At 67.7% G+C, this 254-nt stretch carries 1 protein-coding gene; it reads left to right on the forward strand.

What is annotated here, in order from left to right; genetic code table 11:
- On the forward strand, window positions 1-254 hold a 254-nt coding region (gene ccsA / locus JHD62_RS22815), incomplete at both ends, for a cytochrome c biogenesis protein CcsA (RefSeq protein WP_233161175.1).

The following is a 254-nucleotide window of genomic DNA, read 5'->3' on the forward strand; positions in this document are numbered from 1 at the left end:
AGCTGGGACCCGAAGGAAACCTGGGCACTGATCGTGTGGCTGAACTACGCTGCCTGGCTGCATATCCGGCTGGTGAAGGGCTGGCGCGGCAAGCCGCTGGCCTGGTGGGCGGTCATCGGTTTGCTGGCTGTCTCTTATACACATCTCCGAGCCCACGAGACGAACGCAATAATCGCGTATGCCGTCTTCTGCTTGAAAAAGGGGGGGGGGGGGGGGGGGGGGGGGGGGGGGGGGGGGGGGGGGGGGGGGGGGGG

This window comes from Aquitalea sp. ASV11 (genome assembly GCF_016429185.1).
Classification (GTDB): domain Bacteria; phylum Pseudomonadota; class Gammaproteobacteria; order Burkholderiales; family Chromobacteriaceae; genus Aquitalea; species Aquitalea pelogenes.